17 protein-coding genes are annotated in these 19,994 nt (G+C 59.5%); 4 read left to right on the top strand and 13 right to left on the bottom strand.

What is annotated here, in order from left to right; all coding sequences use genetic code 11:
* Nucleotides 1-53: 53 nt before the first annotated feature.
* The 6 genes from O3301_RS11860 to O3301_RS11835 form a co-directional block, all read right to left on the bottom strand.
* Nucleotides 54-1,034, bottom strand: a complete 981-nt coding sequence (locus tag O3301_RS11860) for a branched-chain amino acid ABC transporter permease (protein WP_035823444.1) — start codon at nucleotides 1,032-1,034, stop codon at nucleotides 54-56.
* Nucleotides 1,035-1,065: 31 nt separating this feature from the next.
* A complete protein-coding gene (locus O3301_RS11855) occupies nucleotides 1,066-1,950 on the bottom strand; it encodes a branched-chain amino acid ABC transporter permease (protein WP_034752662.1) in 885 nt (294 codons plus the stop codon).
* A 159-nt stretch (nucleotides 1,951-2,109) separates the two neighbouring features.
* Nucleotides 2,110-3,318 (bottom strand): ABC transporter substrate-binding protein, encoded by a 1,209-nt coding sequence (locus O3301_RS11850; RefSeq protein ID WP_305056467.1) that lies wholly within the window; start codon nucleotides 3,316-3,318, stop codon nucleotides 2,110-2,112.
* Nucleotides 3,319-3,394: 76 nt separating this feature from the next.
* Nucleotides 3,395-4,123 carry an ABC transporter ATP-binding protein gene (locus O3301_RS11845; protein ID WP_077398364.1) on the bottom strand — a complete coding sequence of 243 codons (729 nt, stop codon included), beginning with the start codon at nucleotides 4,121-4,123 and terminating at the stop codon, nucleotides 3,395-3,397.
* Nucleotides 4,123-4,893 (bottom strand): ABC transporter ATP-binding protein, encoded by a 771-nt coding sequence (locus O3301_RS11840; RefSeq protein WP_035823437.1) that lies wholly within the window; start codon nucleotides 4,891-4,893, stop codon nucleotides 4,123-4,125. Before O3301_RS11840 ends, O3301_RS11845 begins: the two co-directional genes overlap by 1 nt.
* Before the next feature lie 133 nt (nucleotides 4,894-5,026).
* On the bottom strand, nucleotides 5,027-6,652 hold the full coding sequence (locus O3301_RS11835; RefSeq protein WP_305056466.1) for a GMC family oxidoreductase: 1,626 nt from the start codon (nucleotides 6,650-6,652) through the stop codon (nucleotides 5,027-5,029).
* 1,475 nt (nucleotides 6,653-8,127) lie between these two features.
* On the opposite strand from O3301_RS11835, the gene O3301_RS11830 reads away from it, so the two are divergent.
* The gene (locus O3301_RS11830; RefSeq protein ID WP_305056465.1) at nucleotides 8,128-8,886 is read left to right on the top strand and encodes a 5'-methylthioadenosine/adenosylhomocysteine nucleosidase; all 759 of its coding nucleotides are present in this window, start codon (nucleotides 8,128-8,130) and stop codon (nucleotides 8,884-8,886) included.
* Nucleotides 8,887-9,051: 165 nt separating this feature from the next.
* On the opposite strand, the gene putA is transcribed toward O3301_RS11830, so the two are convergent.
* Entirely contained in the window at nucleotides 9,052-12,705 is a 3,654-nt protein-coding gene (gene putA / locus O3301_RS11825; RefSeq protein WP_305056464.1) for a trifunctional transcriptional regulator/proline dehydrogenase/L-glutamate gamma-semialdehyde dehydrogenase, read from the bottom strand.
* Between the two features lie 206 nt (nucleotides 12,706-12,911).
* Here putA and O3301_RS11820 point away from each other — a divergent pair, with 206 nt between their 5' ends.
* Together O3301_RS11820 and O3301_RS11815 are read left to right on the top strand one after the other, a co-directional pair.
* The gene (locus tag O3301_RS11820; RefSeq protein WP_010393827.1) at nucleotides 12,912-13,367 is read left to right on the top strand and encodes an Lrp/AsnC ligand binding domain-containing protein; all 456 of its coding nucleotides are present in this window, start codon (nucleotides 12,912-12,914) and stop codon (nucleotides 13,365-13,367) included.
* Between the two features lie 204 nt (nucleotides 13,368-13,571).
* Nucleotides 13,572-15,131, top strand: a complete 1,560-nt coding sequence (locus tag O3301_RS11815; RefSeq protein ID WP_289899691.1) for a methyl-accepting chemotaxis protein — start codon at nucleotides 13,572-13,574, stop codon at nucleotides 15,129-15,131.
* Between the two features lie 50 nt (nucleotides 15,132-15,181).
* On the opposite strand, the gene O3301_RS11810 is transcribed toward O3301_RS11815, so the two are convergent.
* Nucleotides 15,182-16,162, bottom strand: coding sequence for a LysR family transcriptional regulator (locus tag O3301_RS11810; protein WP_034783859.1), 981 nt, complete (start codon nucleotides 16,160-16,162; stop codon nucleotides 15,182-15,184).
* A 192-nt stretch (nucleotides 16,163-16,354) separates the two neighbouring features.
* On the opposite strand from O3301_RS11810, the gene O3301_RS11805 reads away from it, so the two are divergent.
* Nucleotides 16,355-16,660, top strand: a complete 306-nt coding sequence (locus O3301_RS11805) for a hypothetical protein (protein WP_034752641.1) — start codon at nucleotides 16,355-16,357, stop codon at nucleotides 16,658-16,660.
* Nucleotides 16,661-16,726: 66 nt separating this feature from the next.
* On the opposite strand, the gene O3301_RS11800 is transcribed toward O3301_RS11805, so the two are convergent.
* The 5 genes from O3301_RS11800 to O3301_RS11780 all read right to left on the bottom strand — a co-directional run bounded on the left by O3301_RS11800 (nucleotide 16,727) and on the right by O3301_RS11780 (nucleotide 19,973).
* Nucleotides 16,727-17,335, bottom strand: coding sequence for a chalcone isomerase family protein (locus O3301_RS11800; RefSeq protein WP_099665957.1), 609 nt, complete (start codon nucleotides 17,333-17,335; stop codon nucleotides 16,727-16,729).
* 112 nt (nucleotides 17,336-17,447) lie between these two features.
* Complete coding sequence (locus tag O3301_RS11795) at nucleotides 17,448-17,714, bottom strand: YfhL family 4Fe-4S dicluster ferredoxin (RefSeq protein WP_077398358.1); 267 nt, start codon at nucleotides 17,712-17,714, stop codon at nucleotides 17,448-17,450.
* Between the two features lie 14 nt (nucleotides 17,715-17,728).
* Nucleotides 17,729-18,226, bottom strand: coding sequence for a pantetheine-phosphate adenylyltransferase (gene coaD / locus O3301_RS11790; protein ID WP_034752633.1), 498 nt, complete (start codon nucleotides 18,224-18,226; stop codon nucleotides 17,729-17,731).
* A gap of 112 nt (nucleotides 18,227-18,338) precedes the next feature.
* Nucleotides 18,339-18,998 (bottom strand): 16S rRNA (guanine(966)-N(2))-methyltransferase RsmD, encoded by a 660-nt coding sequence (rsmD, locus tag O3301_RS11785; RefSeq protein WP_289899693.1) that lies wholly within the window; start codon nucleotides 18,996-18,998, stop codon nucleotides 18,339-18,341.
* Nucleotides 18,999-19,067: 69 nt separating this feature from the next.
* Nucleotides 19,068-19,973, bottom strand: coding sequence for a DUF6279 family lipoprotein (locus O3301_RS11780; protein WP_305056463.1), 906 nt, complete (start codon nucleotides 19,971-19,973; stop codon nucleotides 19,068-19,070).
* Nucleotides 19,974-19,994 lie beyond the last annotated feature (21 nt).

Genomic DNA, 19,994 nt, shown 5'->3' with positions numbered 1-19,994 from the left:
CAGTGGACGCACAATGAAAAACGCCGGACGATCCATCCGGCGTTGCTTGAAAATCAGACAGCGGCTTTGGCTGGCCTGCCGCCGAAGCGCGCGATGGCTTCGCCGACGATGCCGCGCCGGAACATCAGCACGCAGATGACGAAGATCACGCCGGTCACCATGCCCACCGATTCGCCCAGGGTGCCGAACCACTCGATGCCCGTGTGCGTGGCCAGGTAGGTGCCGACATCGCCCAGCTTATTTTCCAGCGCGATGATCAACACGGCGCCGAGGATGGGGCCGGACAAGGTGCCCATGCCGCCCACCAGTGTCATCAGCACAACCAGGCCCGACATGCCCCAGTACACGTCGGTGAGGGTTTCAAAGCCCAGCACCAGCGTCTTGGTGGCGCCGGCCAGCGCAGCCAGCGAAGCGGACAGCACGATGGCCATCAGCTTGTACTTGTTGACGTCGTAACCCAGCGAGATGGCGCGCGGTTCGTTTTCCTTGATCGCCTTGAGCACCTGTCCGAACGGCGAATGGATGGTGCGCACGATCAGGGCGAAGCCGGCGACAAAAATGGCCAGCACGACGTAATACAAGACGGTGTCATTGCCCAGGTCTATCGTGCCCAGCAAGGTTCCACGTGGAACACCCTGCAAGCCATCCTCGCCGCCAGTGAACGGCAGGCGCAAGGCCAGGAAGTACACCATCTGCGCCAGCGCCAGGGTGATCATCGTAAAGTAGATGCCCTGGCGGCGGATCGCCAGGCCGCCGATCACCAAGCCCAGCAAGGCGCCCGTAGCGACGCCGGCCAGCAATCCCAGTTCCGTTGGCCAACCCCAGGTGCGCAGCGCGTAGCCGGTGACATAGCCGGCGCCGCCGAAGAAGGCCGCATGGCCGAACGACAGCAAGCCCGTGTAGCCGATCAGCAAGTTGAAAGCGCAGGCAAACAGGGCAAAGCACAGCAACTTCATCAGGAAGACGGGATAGCCGTAAAACGGGGCCGCCAACGCCAGCAGTAAGGCAATGGCGTAGCCTACATTCTTATTCATCGTGGTAGCTCCAATACATGACTGATGAGGATTACTTTTCTTTGCCGAACAGGCCGGCGGGACGCAGCAGCAGCACGATGACCATCACCACGAACACCACGGTGGCCGAGCCTTCCGGGTAGAACACGCGGGTCAGGCCCTCGATCACGCCCAGGCCCAGGCCCGTCAGGATGGAACCCATGATGGAACCCATGCCGCCAATCACCACCACGGCAAACACGACGATGATCAGGTTCGAGCCCATCAGCGGCGAGACCTGGATGATGGGCGCCGCCAGCACGCCGGCGAAACCGGCCAGGGCCACGCCGAAGCCGAACGTCAACGTCACCATCAGCGGCACGTTGATGCCGAACGCTTCCACCAGTTTCGGGTTTTCCGTCCCGGCACGCAGGTAGGCGCCCAGCTTGGTTTTTTCGATGACGAACCAGGTCGCCAGGCAGACGGAGAGCGAGGCGATGACCACCCACGCGCGGTAGTTCGGCAGGATCATGAAACCGAGGTCCGTCGCGCCGGCCAGTGCTTCGGGCACCGCATACGGCTGGCCCGAGACGCCGTAGAAGGAGCGGAACACGCCTTCCATGATCAGGGTGATGCCGAAGGTCAGCAGCAAGCCATACAGGTGGTCGAGTTTATACAGCCAGCGCAGCATGGTCTTTTCGATCAGGATGCCGACCAGGCCGACGAGGATCGGGGCGATGACCAGCATGGCCCAGTAATTGATGTCGAAATAACTGAGACCCATCCAGGCCAGGAAGGCGCCCATCATGTACATGGCGCCGTGCGAGAAATTAATCACATTAAGCAAGCCGAAGATGACGGCCAGACCGAGGGACAACATGGCATAGAACGAGCCGTTGACGAGACCCAGCAGCAGCTGGCTCATCATCGCTTGTATTGGAACGCCGAAAATTTCCATGGCATCACAGTATAAAAAGCACCGCCGGGTAGCGGTGTGGTATCAAGGGAAACGCGCCACCGCAAACGGGAGCGGCGGCGCAAGGCGAACCCTGCGGGCGAAGCGTGCAGGACAGAACACCCGCGCAGCGGCGGGCACTCTGTGGAGATTGCTACAGCATTACTTCCACAGCGAACACTTCGACTCGGCCTTGGTCACATACGCTTGCGCGCCGGGCACGGTGGCGACCACCTTGTAGTAATCCCATGGGTACTTCGACTCGGACGGTTTCTTGACTTCCATCAAATACATATCGTGCACCATGCGGCCATCGGGACGCACTTCGCCATTCTGGGTAAACATGTCGTTGATCTTGGTCTTTTTCAGATAGGCCATGACCTTTTCCGTGTCGTCCGTGCCCAGCGCCTTGACGGCTTTCAGGTAGTTCGCCGCGGCCGAATAGTCGGCCGCCTGCAGCATCGACGGTTCCTTCTTCATCTTGGCGAAATAGCGTTTCGACCAGGCGCGCGTGTCCGCATTCAAGTCCCAATACCAGCCGTCCGTCAGGTACATGCCCTGCGTCAGGTTCAAGCCCAGCGAATGGATGTCATTGATGAAGATCAGCAAGCCGGCCAGCTTCATCGATTTCGTCAGGCCAAACTCGTTGGCCGCCTTGATGCTGTTGATGGCGTCGCCACCGGCATTGGCCAGACCGAGGATTTGCGGTTTTGCCGCTTGCGCCTGCAGCAGGAAGGACGAGAAATCGGAAGCGCCCAGCGGATGCTTGACGCTGCCCAGCACCTTGCCGCCGGCCGCCTTGACGACCTCGGCTGTGTCTTTTTCCAGCGAATGGCCAAACGCGTAATCGGCCGTCATGAAATACCAGTTCTTGCCGCCCTGCTTGACGATGGTGCCGCCCGTGCCGCGCGCCAGCGCCACCGTGTCATACGCGTAATGCACGGTGTACGGCGTGCATTCCTCATTCGTCAGGCGCGACGAGCCGGCGCCGATGGCAATGAAAATTTTCTTCTTTTCCGCCGCTACCTTGGCCATGGCCAGGCTGGCGCCGGAATTGGTGCCGCCGATCAACATGTCGACGCCCTGCTGGTCGAACCATTCGCGCGCCTTCGAGGCGGCGATGTCGGCCTTGTTCTGATGGTCGGCGGAAATGAATTCCACCTTTTTGCCGGCCAGTACCACGCCGGCATCGGCGATCGCCATCTTGATGGCTTCCGCGCCACCGAGGCCGTCGACGTCGGAATACACGCCCGACATGTCGGAAATAAAACCGATCTTGATGGTGTCGCCCGATACCTGGGCGTGCGCGGTGCTGGACAAGCCCAGGGCGCAAAGAGTGGCGGTGGCAATGGCGATAGCGTTACGTTTCATAGTGTCTCCGTTGGGATTATTGTTTGCTATTCAGTCGATTGCTGGACGATGACGAGTACAACAGACTACATGGGGACTACACGCCAAGCAGCTCGGTCAATACCGGCATCTTGGCCTCCAGTTCGGATGCAGCAAAAGTCTCGACGATCTGACCGTGCTCCATCACATAAAACCGGTCCGCCAGCGGCGCGGCAAACCGGAAATTCTGTTCCACCATGACGATGGTGTAACCCTTCGCTTTCAGGGTGGTGATCATGCGCGCCAAGCCTTGCACGATGACGGGCGCCAGGCCTTCGGATATTTCATCGAGCAGCAGCAAACGCGCACCCGTGCGCAGGATGCGCGCCACGGCCAGCATCTGCTGTTCCCCGCCCGACAGACGCGTGCCCTGGCTGTGGCGGCGTTCCTGCAAGTTCGGGAACATGGCGTAGATTTCCTCCACCGACATGCCCTTCTCGCCGCTGGCCAGGGTCGGCGGCAGCAACAGGTTTTCTTCCGTCGACAGCGAGGAAAAAATACCGCGCTCTTCAGGACAATACCCGATGCCCAGGTGGGCGATTTTGTGCGTGGCCAAACCTATCGCTTCGACGCCGTTAACCTTGATGGAGCCCGTGCGTGCGCCCGTCAGCCCCATGATGGCGCGCAAGGTGGTGGTGCGGCCGGCGCCGTTGCGGCCCAGCAAAGTCACCACCTCGCCCTGCTCCACTTTCAGGTTTACGTCGTGCAGGATGTGCGATTCGCCATACCAGGTGTGCAGTTGTGCAATTTCCAGCGCGGGTGCGCTGCCATTCGCTCGTGTCGCCATCAATGCGCCCCTTCCAGTTCCGCGTGGGTGGTGCCCATGTACGCTTCCATCACTTGCGGATTGCGCGACACTTCCGCGTAACTGCCTTCGGCCAGCATGGCGCCACGCTGCAGGACGGAAATCTTGTCGCAGATGCCGGAAACCACGCTCATATTGTGTTCCACCATCAAAATCGTGCGGCCAGCCGACACTTTTTTAATCAATTCCGTCACGCGGTGCACGTCTTCATGGCCCATGCCTTGCGTCGGTTCGTCGAGCAGCATCATTTCCGGCTCCATCGCCAGGGTGGTGGCAATTTCCAGCGCCCGCTTGCGGCCGTAAGGCATGTCGACCGTGATGGTGTCGGCAAACTCCGTCAGGTCGACTTCGGCCAGCAAGGCCATGGCGCGGTCGTTGAGCTGGTTCAATGCCCGTTCGCTTTGCCAGAAGTGAAACGAGGTACCGAGCTGGCGCTGCAAGCCGATGCGCACATTTTGCAACACGGATAAATGCGGGAAGACGGCGGAAATCTGGAAGGAACGGATCACGCCCATGCGCGCGATCTGGGCCGGTTTGGCGGCCGTGATATCTTTCCCATTGAACAGGATCTGTCCGGAAGTGGGGACCAGGAATTTGGTGAGCAAGTTGAAACACGTGGTCTTGCCGGCGCCGTTCGGTCCGATCAAGGCGTGGATATGGCCCCGCTCTACCTTCAGGTTCACCTCGCTCACAGCGGTGAATCCCTTGAATTCCTTGGTCAAATTTCTTGTTTCCAAGATTACGTTTGACATCGTGTCTCCTAGTTGTACTTTTTGTACTACTTAGTCATTTTTATAATACACAACTTAAATTTAACGCACAATACAGTATAACTACGGGGATTTTTCGCCGGCCCGAATGGCGCAAACTCGCACGCTTGCCCAGCTATTTCCAGGCCGCGTGTATCATTTGCGCCGCTTTTTCCGCGATCATCACGGTGGGCGAGTTCGTATTACCAGAAGTAATGTACGGCATGATCGAGGCATCGACGACGCGCAAACCAGCCACGCCGAGCACGCGCAGCTGGCTGTCGACCACGCTCAAAGGATCGCTGGCCAGGCCCATGCGGCAGGTACCGACGGGGTGAAAAATGGTGGTGCCGATCTGGCTGGCCGCCTGCGCCAGTTCTTCCTGGCTCTGGAATTGCACGCCGGGCTTGTATTCCTGCGGCGCAAACTTACTTAACGCCGGCGCGGCGGCGATGGCCCGCGTCAGGCGCAAGGCGTCGGCCGCCACGGCGCGGTCTTGCTCGGTACTCAGGTAATTGGGCACGATCTTCGGCGCCGCATAACTGTCGCCCGACGCGATATGCACGTGGCCGCGCGAGGTGGGGCGCAGATTGCACACGCTGGCCGTAAACGCGGGAAAAGAGTGCAACGGTTCGCCGAATTTATCCAGCGACAGCGGTTGCACATGGTATTGCAGGTTCGGCGTGGCTTGCTGCGGGTCGGACTTGGCAAACGCTCCCAGCTGCGACGGCGCCATCGACATGGGCCCGCTCTGGAACAGCGCATATTGCAAGCCGATCTGCATTTTTCCCACAATATTGCTGGCCATCACATTCAAGGTTTTCACGCCCTGCACCTTGTAAACCATGCGCAGCTGCAAATGATCCTGCAAATTGCCGCCCACGCCGGCCGCATCGAGCACTGGCACAATCCCATGCTGCTGCAGCAAGGCGGCCGGGCCGATGCCGGACAATTGCAGCAATTGCGGCGAACCGATGGCGCCCGCCGTCAGCAGGGTTTCCCGCCGGGCCGTCGCCTGCCACTGCGTGCCGCCGCCCGTAAACACGATGCCCGCGCAGCGCGGTCCCGCGTCCGTCGTTTCCAGCAACAGATGTTCCACGTGGCAACCCGTCATGATGGTCAGGTTCGGGCGGCGCGATGCCGGTTTCAAGAACGCTTTTGAGGTATTCCAGCGGATGCCGCGGCGCTGGTTGACGTCGAAATATGCGCTGCCGCTATTGTCGCCGCCATTAAAATCGCTGGTTTTCGGGATGCCGACCTGCTGCGCCGCATCGCGGAATGCGTTCAGGATATCCCAGGACAGGCGCTGTTTTTCCACGCGCCATTCGCCGCCCACGCCGTGGTTTTCCGAGGCGCCGCCGTAATAATCCTCGCTTTGTTTGAAAAGCGGCAAGACTTTGTCCCAGCGCCAGGAAGCGTCGTCCGTCAGGTCGGCCCAGTGGTCGTAATCGCCCGCCTGGCCGCGCATGTAGATCATGCCGTTGATGGAAGAGCTGCCGCCCAGCACTTTTCCGCGTGGATAGATCAGGCTGCGCCCGCCCAGGCCCGCGTCCGCCTGCGTGGAATACAGCCAATCCGTGCGGGGATTGCCGATGCAATGCAGATAGCCGACGGGGATGTGGATCCACACGTAATCGTCCTTGCCGCCCGCTTCCACGAGCAAAACGTTGGCGTCCTTGTCGCGCGTGAGCCGGTTGGCCAGCACGCAACCTGCCGTGCCGCCGCCCACGATGATGTAGTCGTATTCGCCTGCCGATTCCAATGAAGCTCCTTTCGGTATGCCATCAAGCTGTCGCGCGGCGTGTCTCCCCACCGCGTCCCTGTACCAGAGTCTGTCTTTCTTCATGCATGCATGGCTGCTGAGCCGCCTTGAGATTACCACCAGTGCCGGGCCAGGGCGACATTAATCGTGGCTGACGATACGGGCAAGCGTCACGGAAAGCTCAAAAACAGGGTCGCCAAGCTGTGGATAACCGTATGGATATCCACAGGTACGATATGTGAGTAAACGAAAATTTTTTTGGACGCCTTTTTTTTATCCCAAAACCATCCCCGGCAGATACAACCCTTACTCAGCGTTTATCCGTACGCCAAGCGATTGTTTACAAGGATAAATCCGGACTTATCCACAGAAGATGCCGCCGTTAACTACTATTACTATTCTTGTATACGAACTTGTTAAGGTAAACCCGACAACGCGCGCTTTGCCTGCCCTTCGCCGTCAAGAAGCTACGCCAGCCTGTCTGCAAAAAAAAACCGGCGAGCTGCTTTGACTGACAAAAAAAAATGGCGCCAACAACTGCGCGACGAAAACCGGCACGGCCGGCATCACGCGCACAGCACTGCCAAACCGTTTTGCAAAATGGAAACGTCAACAGGCTTGAGCAGGCACAGTGCCAGCAAGCGGTTCGATGTGAAAAAGAGGGGAAATTTGAGACGATTGTGGATAAGTCACTTGATATCCACAGGATGACTTGTGCGTAAACACGAACTTTTGCGCAGACCCGCATTTTATACAATTTTGCTCCTCGCGTGATACAGCGATTATGCACGCTTTATTTTGCGCGTAAACGATTGATCCTGTTGAAAAAAAGCGACTTATCCACAGAAAAAAACGCGTTTACTATTACTACTATTTTTATATATAGATCTATTGTAAACCGACAAAAAAAGCAGAAGTCCGGGGATATTTCCAAAAAGCATGCAAAAGCCGCCAAAAAAAAAGCCAACGGCGACATCGCGATCCACTGCCAAACCGTCTTCCAGGAATCACCTGGATGCCAAGGTCCGTGAAAGAACAACGTTCGTACTTGCTCAACCAGGATTGCCAGGCAAGGATCAAGGCAGACGAAACACGTCAAACATGCCACTAGAGCAAGAAAATCCGTGATTTTTGCTGGCCGTTGTGGATAAGTGCCTGCATATCCACAGGATGAGATGTGGGAAAAGTCGATCTTTGTCCACAGCCCGATTTTTATCCCAAACAAGTCCTCCGTAGATACAATGCTTGTGCGCCTACTTTTTTGTGCGCCAAGTCGATGATTTTTATACGGTATACCGACTTATCCACAAAAAAATGGCCGTTTACTATCACTACTATTTTTATGTATACATCTTTATTTAAAACACAGAGACAAACGCGAACGGTGGAAAAGTCACCGAAATAGCTGTTTTCACCCTGTAAACCGTTTGGCAATCCAAAAAACCTGTAAAAACAGCATGAATTCACACAAAAAAATGCGTTTAGGCATCATCAGTGCCTTGCACGAAGAACAGCAGGGGCTGGTAGAAGCCATGCAAGGCCCCCAGAGGCGTTCGCACGGCATGCGCGACTACACCCTGGGAACCCTGTGGAATATCGACGCTGTGTGCGTCCTGTCGCGTCTGGGCAAGGTTGCCGCCGCCATGACAGCTTCTATCCTTGTGGAAAAGTACGGAGTTACCCACATCGTCTTCACCGGTGTGGCCGGCAGTGGGGATAAACACGTGAAAGTCGGCGATATCGTCGTGGCCGAAGCGCTGTTGCAGCACGATATGGATGCCCGTCCCCTGTTTCCCCGCTTCGAAGTGCCGCTGACGGGACTGCAGTGCTTTGCCACGGACCTGCAACTGAGCACGCAACTGGCTGCCGCCGCGGAAGATTTCCTGCGTGACGATGTGTCCAGCGTGCTCAAGGCGGCGGATATTGCGCAATTCCGTCTGCAACACGCGCACGTGCACCGCGGCCTGATCGCCAGCGGCGACCAGTTCATCAGCAGCGCCGCGCATGTGAACCAGCTCAAAGTTGATATCCCCGACCTGCTGGCCGTCGAAATGGAAGGCGCCGCCGTGGCGCAAGTGTGTTTTGAACTGGGCGTACCGTTTACCGTCATGCGCACCATTTCCGACAACGCCAACGAAGAGGCGGCCGTCGACTTCATGCGTTTCGTGCAAACCGTCGCTTCGCCGTACGCGTTGACGGTGATCCAGCAGCTGTGCCAGCGCCTGGCTAACTGATTTTTCAGCTAGCGTGCATAAAAAAGGGCAGAACCACTGGTTCCGCCCTTCTTATTTCAAAACAAAAGAATCTGAAAAATGTTCAGGGCTAGGCGCCTTGCCGCAGGCAGTACGAATGTACGGCCAGGCAAGGCAACAATGCCCTGGACTTTTTCTCGGGTTCCTTTAGACGCTGAGCATCATCAGACTGGCGTTACCGCCGGCCGCCGTCGTATTCACGCACAGCGCCCGCTCAGCGACCAGGCGCCACAGGGGGATGACACCCTCTGGCGTGGTGGCGATGGTGCCCACCAGGGCCCCTTCCCGTGCCGCCAGCAGCGGTTTGAGCTGGCCATCGAGGCAAGGCTCGATCATGGCGATCTGGAAATCATGCTTGACGGACTCCAGGCTGCTGACGACCTGGATGCGGTCCTTCAGCGCGGCCGGCAAGTCGCCGGGGATCAGATCCGGCGCTTGCGCCAGCACGAGGGCCTGGTTACCGGTGGCCAGCACGGCTGCCAGCTGGTTCATCAGCGTGCCGGACGTTGCTGCCGCGCACAGAATCGTGCCGCGCGCGGCAAAGCTCAGGGTATTGCGCTCGCCCGTCGGGCCTGGCAAGACGGTGGTGCTGCCCAGCAAGGTGGTGCGTGCATAGTCCTGCGCCAGTTGCTGCACCTGGTCGTGGCCATGCATCTTCGCCCACACGGTGAGCGCATCCAGGGCCGGCGGTGCCTGGCGCTGGTGCTGCGCGCCGGCCGGCGCATTGCGCTGCAAGCGTTTCAGGTACAGGGGGCCGCCCGCCTTGGGGCCGGTGCCGGACTTGCCTTCGCCGCCGAACGGTTGCACGCCGACGACGGCGCCGACGATGTTGCGGTTCACATAAATATTGCCCACGTGCGCGCGCTTGGTGATGAAATCGATGGTTTCATCGATGCGCGTATGGATGCCCAGGGTCAAGCCGTAACCGCTGTCATTAATCGATTGCACCAGTTGCGGCAGTTCGGACCGCTTGTAGCGGATCACGTGCAGCACGGGGCCGAAGACTTCCTGCGTCAATTGCGCCAGCGACTTGATTTCCAGCACGGTCGGGGCGACAAACGTGCCTTTGACGGTCGGCAAATCGAGCGAATAATGGTCGATGGCCATGGTTTTCATCTTGTTGATGTGCGCCAGCAAGTTACCTTGCGCTTCCGCATCGATGACGGGACCGATATCCGTGGCCAGGCGGTCAGGATTGCCAACGCGCAATTCCTGCATGGCGCCCTTGAGCATGTGGATGGTCTTGTCGGCGATTTCCGCTTGCAGGAACAGCACGCGCAAGGCCGAGCAGCGCTGGCCGGCGCTGTCGAAAGCGGACGACATCACATCCTGCACCACTTGCTCCGGCAAGGCGGACGAATCGACGATCAGGGCATTCTGGCCACCCGTTTCGGCGATCAGGGGAATGTCGATGCCTTCGGCCACGGCACGCGCGGTCAGGTTGCGGTTGATCAATTGCGCCACTTCCGTCGAGCCCGTGAAAATCACGCCTTTGACGCGCGTGTCATTGCACAGGCCGGCACCGACAATCTCGCCGCTGCCGGGCAAGAATTGCAGCGCGCCGCGCGGCACGCCCGCCGCATGCAGCAATTGCACGGCGCGGTGGGCGATCAGCGGCGTTTGCTCGGCCGGCTTGGCCAGCACCACGTTGCCCGCCGCCAGGGCGGCGGCCAGCTGGCCCGTAAAGATGGCCAACGGGAAATTCCATGGGCTGATGCAGGTGACGGGCCCCAGCGCCAGGGTATTCGGCGCGTGTTCCACCTGCGCCGCGTAGTAGCGCAGGAAGTCGACGGCTTCGCGGATTTCCGCGATCGCGTTCGGCAGGGACTTGCCCGCTTCGCGCACGGCCAGTGCCATCAGCTCGATATGGTGTTCCTCAAACAGGTCGGCCGCGCGCAGTAACGCTTGCGCGCGGAGCGACGGTTCCGTCGTTTGCCAATCCATGGCGAAGGCGCTGGCGCTGGCCAGGGCCGTTTCCACGTCGGCTTGACCGGCTTCCATGACCTTGCCCACGACGTCGTCGTGCTGGGCCGGGTTGTGCAGCATGTGCGTGGGGCCGTTCAGGCTGACGGCGCCATCGATCAGCGGCGCCGCCTGCCACGTCTGCTGCTGCGCCAGGCCCGTGGCCAGGGTGCGCAAAGTGTCTTCATTCGACAGGTCCAGGCCGGCCGAGTTCCTGCGTTCGCTGCCAAACATGTCCAGCGGCAATGGAATCGACGGGTGCGGCAAGCCGCCCTGCAGGCGTGCCTGTTCCAGCGGATCGCGGATCAGGCTATCGATGGCCACGCTTTCGTCGACGATCTGGTTGACGAAGGACGAGTTGGCACCGTTTTCCAGCAGGCGGCGCACCAGGTAGGCCAGCAGGGTTTCATGCGAGCCGACGGGGGCGTAGATGCGGCACGGCTTGTCGAGGTTGTCGGGGCCGACGACCTGGTCGTACAAGGTTTCGCCCATGCCGTGCAGGCACTGGAATTCGTAGTCGGTAATGCCGTCGCGTTTCGCCCAGGTGTAGATGGTCGACAGGGTTTGCGCGTTGTGCGTGGCAAACTGTGGATAGATCAGGCTGCTGGCCGCCAGCAGTTTTTGCGCACACACGAGGTAAGAGACGTCCGTGTAGACCTTGCGCGTGTAGACGGGATAGCCTTCCTGGCCGTCGACTTGCGCGCGCTTGACTTCCGCATCCCAATACGCGCCCTTCACCAGGCGCACCATGAACTTGCGGCCGCTGCGGCGCGCCAGGTCGATCAGGAAATCGATGGCGAACGGGCAACGCTTCTGGTACGCCTGCACCACGTAGCCGATGCCGTCGAAGCCGGCCAAATCTGTATCAAAGGCCAGTGCTTCCATCAGGTCGAGCGACAGTTCCAGGCGGTCCGTCTCTTCCGCATCGATGTTGAAGCCGATGTTGTACTGTTTGGCCAGCAACAGCAGCGCTTTGACTTTCGGCAACAATTCTTCCAGGACGCGGGCGCGCTGGGCGCGGCTGTAGCGCGCGTGCAGGGCCGACAGTTTCACGGAAATGCCGGGGCCGTTGCGGATGCCGCGGCCGTTCGAGGCCTTGCCGATGGCATGGATCGCCGTTTCGTACGAGGCGTAGTAGTTGGCCGCGTCCTGCTGCGTCAGGGCCGCCTCGCCCAGCATGTCGTACGAGTAGCGGTAGCCGCGCGTTTCGTTGTCGCGGCTGTTCTTCAACGCTTCCTCGATGGTCTGGCCCGTCACGAACTGGTTGCCCAGCATGCGCATGGCCAGGTCGACGCCCTTGCGGATCAGCGGTTCGCCGCCTTTGGCGATGAGCTTGGTCATGGCCGAACCGAGGCCCGATTCGCTGCTGGTACTGACCAGTTTGCCCGTGATCAGCAAGCCCCAGGTGGCCGCGTTGACGAACAGCGACGGCGATTCGCCCAGATGCTTCTTCCAGTCGCCCTTGCTGATTTTGTCGGCGATCAGGCGGTCGGCCGTTTGACTGTCGGGTATACGCAACAGCGCTTCAGCCAGACACATCAATGCAACACCCTCTTCCGACGATAGCGAGAACTCGTGCATCAGTGCATCGACGCCGGAGGCGCGTGTGCGTTTTTGGCGCACGTTCGAGACCAGGCGGTGCGCCAGGGCTTGCCCTTCGGCTATCGTTTCGGTGCTGCTGGGGCGGACTTGTTGCAACAGCCACTGCACGGCGGAAACCTCATCGCGCCTATAGGCGGCGGTGACGGCGGCGCGTTGTGGTGTCGCTTCGGGCAGGATTTCTGCCTGGAACGCAGCAAAAGGAATCGGGGTAAAAGCCGAGGGGCCTGCAGGGTGCATAAGTGCTCTTTACAAGGAAAAGGGGACGAAAACTGACGTAATTCTTGCTCTTTTTTGGTGCAAAAAAATACAGAAAGTCGGACGTTAAGATGATTCGATTGTAAAGGGGATTCTTATGGATTAATTCTGGTAATACAGGGGACTAGCAATAGATAGTTTTTGATGCGACAATTTAACCAAATAATATTAATTTGGGGGTGATGGTAATGCTGGACAAGATCAGTAAGAAAATCTTGATGGAATTGCAGAGCGATGGACGCATCAGCAATGTGGAGCTGGCCGCGCGCGTGAACCTGTCGCCGGCCGCCTGCCTGGAGCGCGTGCGCAAGTTGCACGAATCCGGTTACATCATGGGCTATACGGCCCAGTTGAACCCGCAGCTGCTCGACGTGTCGCTGCTGGTGTTCATCGAAGTGGTGCTCGATCGCACGACACCGGAAGTGTTCGACGCCTTCAAGCATAGCGTACAAATCATTCCAGAGGTACTGGAATGTCACATGGTGGCCGGCGGTTTCGATTACCTGGTCAAGGCGCGCGTCAAGGACATGGCCGCCTACCGCGAATTCCTGGGCAAGACGCTGTTGCAGAAAGGTGTGCGGGAAACCCACACTTATGCCGTCATGGAAGAGGTCAAAAACACGACCAAATTGCCAATTAAGTGACCCTGGTGTAGCCGCCCCACTTTTCTGATTGAGCTATCGGAACAAATGTTGTAGGGTAGAACTACAATTCTGCTATCCGGTAGCCGCCTGAAACGCCGCGCAGACGGTCACTTCAGGGTGCAAAGTGGGCAATCGTGCCCACCCGCATACGGTTACGGCACGTCCCTTTCGCGGGACGTGACGGGTTCGCGCAGCGGGGGACAAATGAAGCAGTTGCAGCATCAGCTGGTGCGTTTCTTTGTATTCACGATCCTGGCCATGGCCGTCGCCTGTTGCCTGGCCTATCTGTTGTTGCTCTCGGGCGGCGACCATCCCTATCTGATTGCCTGCGTGGCCGCCGCCATCGGCGCCGCGCTGCTGGCGTTTGCCGGCCGTCCGCGCGGCGAGCCGGGCTTGCACCAGTTCGCCGACACGGTGGGCAACGCCATCGATGCCATCATGATCGGCGCGGCGGAAACCTCGTATTTTGTCGATTCCGTCAAACAGAAGGTGGAACTCGATGTCCGCACGGCCAGCGACATCGCCGACAGTTCCGTACAAAATGCCGCGATGACGGAAAAGATCGCCGCCAATGCGGAACGGGCCGCCAAGGTGGCCGCCGGCGTGCGCGTGGAAAGCGTGGCGGCGCGCGCCGAAGTGGACCAGGGCTTGCAGCGCATCAATAACGCACGCGAGGAAGCGCAAGGCGCTTCCAGCAACATGCTGAGCTTGCAGGAAAAATCCAAACGCATCACGGGCTTTACGGAAGCCATTTCCGATATTTCCGCGCGCACCAACTTGCTGGCGCTGAACGCCGCCATCGAAGCGGCGCGCGCCGGCGAACACGGGCGCGGTTTTGCCGTGGTGGCCGGGGAAGTGCGGCAATTGGCGCAGCGCACCAAGGAAGCCTCCGATGAAATCAGCGTGATGGTGCGCGAAATCAATGAACAGTCGGAAAAAGCCGCACGTGGCATGAGTTCGCTGGCGGCCGGCGTCACGGAAGCGGCGCGCAATGTGCAAAGCGTGCACGCTTCGCTCAGCCATATCGAGCAGTCATCGGGCGAGTCCGAGGACGAGATCGGGCAAATCGCCCGCGCCTCGCGCGAACACGTCGAGACGACGCAAGTGATCGCCGACGCCATCCTGCAAATCCGCGACAGCATGCTGTCGACGAATGCCGAATTGCCGCGCGCCACGCAATCGGCCATGGCCCTGGCCGAGCGGGCCGAAGTGATCGCCGGCGCCCTGGGCGAATCGAGCGTGGCCACGCCGCACGACGAGATCCGCGAGGCGGCCCAGCGCGCCGCGCGCGACGTGGGCAAACTCTTCGAGCAAGCGATCGCCTCGGGGCGCATCACGCGCGACGCCCTGTTCGACCGCCATTACCGTCCCATCCCGAATACCGATCCACCCAAGCACAACACGAAATTCGACGCGTTCACGGACAAGGTGCTGCCCGACTTGCAGGAAGGCGTGCTGGCGGCATTGCCCCACCTGGCGTATGCGGGCGCCGTCGACAACAATGGATATTTTCCAACGCACAACAAGAAGTTTTCCCAGCCGCTGACGGGCGATTACGCCACCGATATCGTGAATAACCGCACCAAGCGCATCTTCAGCGACCGCACGGGCAAGCGTTGCGGCAGCAATACCAAGGCGTTCCTGTTGCAGACCTATAAACGCGACACGGGCGAGGTCATGCACGATTTGTCCGTGCCCATCCACGTCGAGGGCAAGCACTGGGGCGGTTTCCGGATCGGTTATCGCTCCAGTAACCACGCATAAAAAAAACGCCTGATGAGATATCAGGCGTTTTTTTTGTCCTATCGCAAGCCTTACTCGACGTGCGGCTTCGGCGCCACGCCGCCGCCGGCCGCCGTGGCCGTGCGCAGGGTGGGCGTGTTCATGCTTTCCAGGTGGTTGCGCAGCCATTTGTGGGCGGGGCTGCGGGCGTCGCGCTCGTGCCACAGCATGTCCAGGTGGACGGCTGGCAAGGTCAACGGCAAATCCTTGTACAGCAGCGATTCCGTCATGCCCGTCGAGGCGATCAAATGGCGCGGCAAGACGGTGATCAGGTCGGAATTGGCGACGACTCTTCCGGCCGTGAAGAATTGGTTGACCGTCAACAAGATGCGCCGTTCGCGGTGGATCTGCGACAGCGCCTCGTCGATCAAGCCATGCGCGCGGCCGGAAAAGCTCACCAATAAATGGTTGGCCGCGCAGTAGTTATCCAGGGTCAATTCCTTGTCGGCCAGCGGATGGCCGCGCCGCATCACGCACACATACTTGCCGGAATACAGGCGCTCGTGACGGATGGGCGAACCCGTTTCGCTCGACAATTGCGCCGCCACGCCGGGAAAGAAGCCCACGGCCAGGTCGATGTCGCCGCGCAGCAGCATCGGGCGCGGTTCGCGCGTGGTCAGCGGCATCATGCGCACGTTGACGCCGGGCGCTTCCCGTTCGATCGAGCGCATCAGCGAAGGCAGCCAGAACGCGGCCGTCGCATCGGCCATGGCCATGCGGAAAGTGGCATGTGTTTTCGACACGTCGAAGGTTTCCGGCGTAACAGCCGCTTCCAGGCTGGCCAGGGCCGAGCGCACGGACGGCCACAGCGCTTCGGCGCGGGGCGTGGGTTTCACGCCATAGGCCGTGCGGATCAGCAATTCGTCACCGAGGCTCTCGCGCAGGCGTTTGATGGCGTTCGATACCGCCGGCTGCGTCATCGCCAGGTGGCCGGCTGCGCGCGTCAGGTTTTGTTCCGTCATGACGGCGTCGAAAACACGCAGCAAGTTCAGATCCAGCGTCAGAAAACTCATGGAAAGCCCAAGATAAAAGTTGAATTGATTACTTAAGAGTGTAAACCGCGCCGGGCACGAATATTTTCACTCGTAAAAAAATATTACAGTTTTCCATTCACGATTCATATAATTGGTATCAAGAAATGGAATTAGATTTATATGTTGCACTGCACTATAGTACTGTCAAATTCTATAATGCACTGGAACACTATGTCTACCTTCGCCTCCGCCCTGTACGCAGTATCCGCACCCGTGCTGGAGATTTCCCTGCTGAACGCCCTGCAACTCGTGCTGGTGATCGTCGCCGTGGGCGCCTTCGCCCTGCTGTTCAAGCCTTTGCTGGTGGGCATCGCCCGCGCCATGATGCTGGTGGTGCGTCCGAAGCTGAGCCGCGAAGAGCGCCTGGCGCGCCAGCAGATGCGCGAAGCGCAAGCCTTGAAACGCACGCTCGGCAAGATGGATGGCGTGTCGCCAAGCAATGCCGCCGAATTGCGCGCCCTGTCGACGCGTGCCTGAGCGAGCAACTGTTGCAGAATGACAAGCCGGCCTGCGCCGGCTTTTTTTACGCCAGCCGCCAGCCGATTACGCCATGTCGCCCAGCAAATGCGCGCGCAACATGGTGTCGGCCGGATGGGCACCTATCCAGATTTTCAGCAGCGCATTATAGAAAGCCAGGTCCGGCACCGTGTCGCCCACCTGTTTGCCGTTCAGCTTGCACAACGTTCCCTCTTCCGGCAGCCAGTCCACGGTGAGAATGTCGCCCTTTTTCAGGCCGGGCACCATTTCGAACATGGCGCCGAACTGCATCGTTTGGCTCAGCAGGCGCGTGCGGTCGGCCTGGTCGGAACTGCGCTTCAAGCCTTGCATGAAGGCTTGCCCCAGCTCGTCGGAAGTGATGTCGCGCAGCATGACGATTTCCAGGCGGCGAGGCCCGGGCAGCGCCAGGATGTCGGCCAGCTGGGTTTTCTTTTCAGGCAGGTACAGCGCGATCGTGTACACCTTGAAGATGACCTTGTAGCGCACGCCGGCGCCGTTGAGTTTTAATTCGCGGCTGGCCAGCTGCACCGTCTCGTCCAGCTTGACGCCGCCCACCTCGACGGCGAGCGCCGGTCGTGCCACGGCGGCGCACAGGCTGGCGCACAGGCAGGCGGTGGCCAGGGAGCGGCCCAAACGGGATGTGCTTATTTGCATCTTCTACCTCCGTGGAAACCATGGGCTGTGGATAAGTCAGCACACAGTGTAGAACAGTTGGCAGAAGCTGGCGCCACGCAGACGTGGCCCGGAAGTGGCGCGGGAGAAAAGCTCAGGCTTTGGCGGCGGGCAGTTCCGCCTGCAGGCGTTCGTACTTGGCCATCAATTGCTCCGGGCTTTCGCGCCAGGCTGGATTGAAGGGGATGCAGCTGACGGGGCACACTTGCTGGCATTGCGGCTCGTCAAAGTGGCCCACGCATTCGGTGCACTTGTTGGGATCGATTTCGTAGATTTCCGCGCCCATGTAGATCGCGTCATTCGGGCACTCGGGCTCGCAAATGTCGCAATTGATGCATTCGTCGGTGATCAGTAATGCCATGATTTCACTCTTACTTATTGCGATGAGGCAGCGTTGGCGGCAATCTTGTTTTGCAGCCAGCGGTTCACCGAGGGGAAGACAAACTTGGAGACGTCGCCGCCCAGCGCCGCGATTTCGCGCACGATGGTGCCCGAAATGAACTGGTACTGGTCGGATGGCGTCAGGAACATGGTTTCGACATCGGGCAGCAGGTAGCGGTTCATGCCCGCCATCTGGAATTCGTATTCGAAGTCGGAGACGGCGCGCAAGCCGCGCACGATGACCCGCGCTTCATGCTTGCGCACGAAATCCTTGAGCAGGCCGGAAAAGCTTTCCACTTGCACATTCGGATAGTGGCCGAGCACTTCGTTGGCGATTTCCAGGCGTTCGTCGAGCGAGAAAAACGGTTGCTTGTTCTTGCTGTCGGCCACACCGACGATCAGCTTGTCAAACAGACCCGATGCGCGGCGCACCAAATCTTCATGACCGCGCGTGAGCGGATCGAATGTTCCTGGATAAACGGCTACAACCATTGCGGCTCCCTGACGATGCACCAATATAGACGCGCATTATGCCTGAAATTGGTGACCACCTTGGTGCTGCGCCTCGGGCCAGGGAGCTTTTTTGCCTCATTTATAGGCAGATTCAGGCAGTAGCCGGCACTTTGTTGTAAGTTAGCAAATGATAATAAACGGTGCCCGCCTTGTCGGCGCGGATGACTTCCCACGGCGCCATCCACTCCGGTTTTTCCAGGGCGCTGGTTGCATCGAAGACGAGCGGCAAGCCCGATTCCGCATACACCATGCCGCCTTCCTTGAGCAGGTTGGCGCACAGCGGCAACACTTTCGCCAGGAAATCCTGCTGGTAGGGCGGATCGAGGAAGATCAGGTCGAAACGCTGGCCGCGCGATGCCAGGCCTTGCGCCGTCAGCAAGGCGTCGCCGCGCAGCAGCTGGACATTGTCGGCGCGCAATTTCGTCTTGTTTTCTTCCAGCTGGCGGATCACGGGCGTATGGGTGTCGACCATGGTGACGGCGGCGGCGCCGCGGCTGGCCGCTTCGAAGCCGAGTGCGCCGCTGCCGGCGAACAGGTCCAGCACCTGGGCATTGGCCCAGTCGCCGTCGCGCAAGTGGTTGATCCAGTTAAACACGGTTTCGCGCACGCGGTCCGGTGTCGGGCGCAAGCCCAGTGCCTGTAAAACAGGCAGCACGGAGCGCTTCCACTGGCCGCCGATGATGCGCACCTGGTTCGGTGGCGGCGCGTGGTGGACGGGGACTTTGGCGGGTTTCTTAATTTTCTTTTGCATGGGTATTTCTTCAATTCGATGGCGGCCACTATAGCATATGGCCCCCTCCCCCCTGCTGGCGCTGCCTGGCTATTTGGCTTGCGTGGCGAGGGAATTGAAATCGTCGATCCAGCCCTGCATGCGCTTGACGGCATGGGCTTTTTGCGTGGGCGTGGCGATCTTGATCACCGTCATGACCATCTGCGCCGTGCTGCTTTCGTAGGCATCGAAGAAGGCCTTGCGCTCGGAATGCTCGAGGCGCTCGAAACTGTCCTTGATCAGGGTGTTGATCAAGGTCACGGTGGCTTCCTTGCCGAGTTTTTCCTGGTGAACTTTCTTGACCAGGCTCAACACGTTCTGCTGGCGCCGCATGCGTTCGTCGAGCCAGATCTCGTTGTTCAGCGGACGCGCGTCGGACGCCTTGCGGATGAGGGCTTCCTGCTCGCTGCTGAAGCTGCCGAACCACAGTTCGAATTGCTCCATGGCTTTCTTGTAGCGCAGTTTCTGGCGCTTCTCCTGGTCGCCGCTCAGGTATTTCTTGCGGTAATCCTCATTGTTCGACTTGAACTTCTTTTCCATCTGCGCGATCTGCTCGGGCTTGAGCGAGCGCGCCAGGTCGGCCAGCTCGGGCGCCGCCTTCAGCAACAGCGCCTGGGTGCGCTGCTTGATCTCGCTGTAATCCGCCAGCAGGTCCGCCTGCGTGGCATTGCCTTGCAACTGCTTCTGGCCCGTGCGCAGGATTTCCACGTAATCCTTCAATTGCGTCTTGCGGTGCCACTCGAACAGCTTGTCGATATCGTCGCGCACCCAGCCCTTCTGGTCGCGGTCCAGGTCGACATACGCGTTCAGCCACCAGTACAGCACGGTATCGCCATTGTTGTAGGCCAGGCGCAAGCCGCTGCAACCGGCCATGACGACGAGCAGGATGGCCAGTAAGGCATACGTCAAGCGGCTGGAAGACGTGGAAGACGGGGCCTGCGTGTTAAACTTTTTCATATTCTTAACTTATAAAAGACG

The organism is Janthinobacterium sp. SUN211, assembly GCF_030587315.1.
Classification (GTDB): domain Bacteria; phylum Pseudomonadota; class Gammaproteobacteria; order Burkholderiales; family Burkholderiaceae_D; genus Janthinobacterium; species Janthinobacterium kumbetense.
Note: the sequence above shows the minus strand (reverse complement) of the source record. Positions and strands in the feature narration are given on the sequence as shown.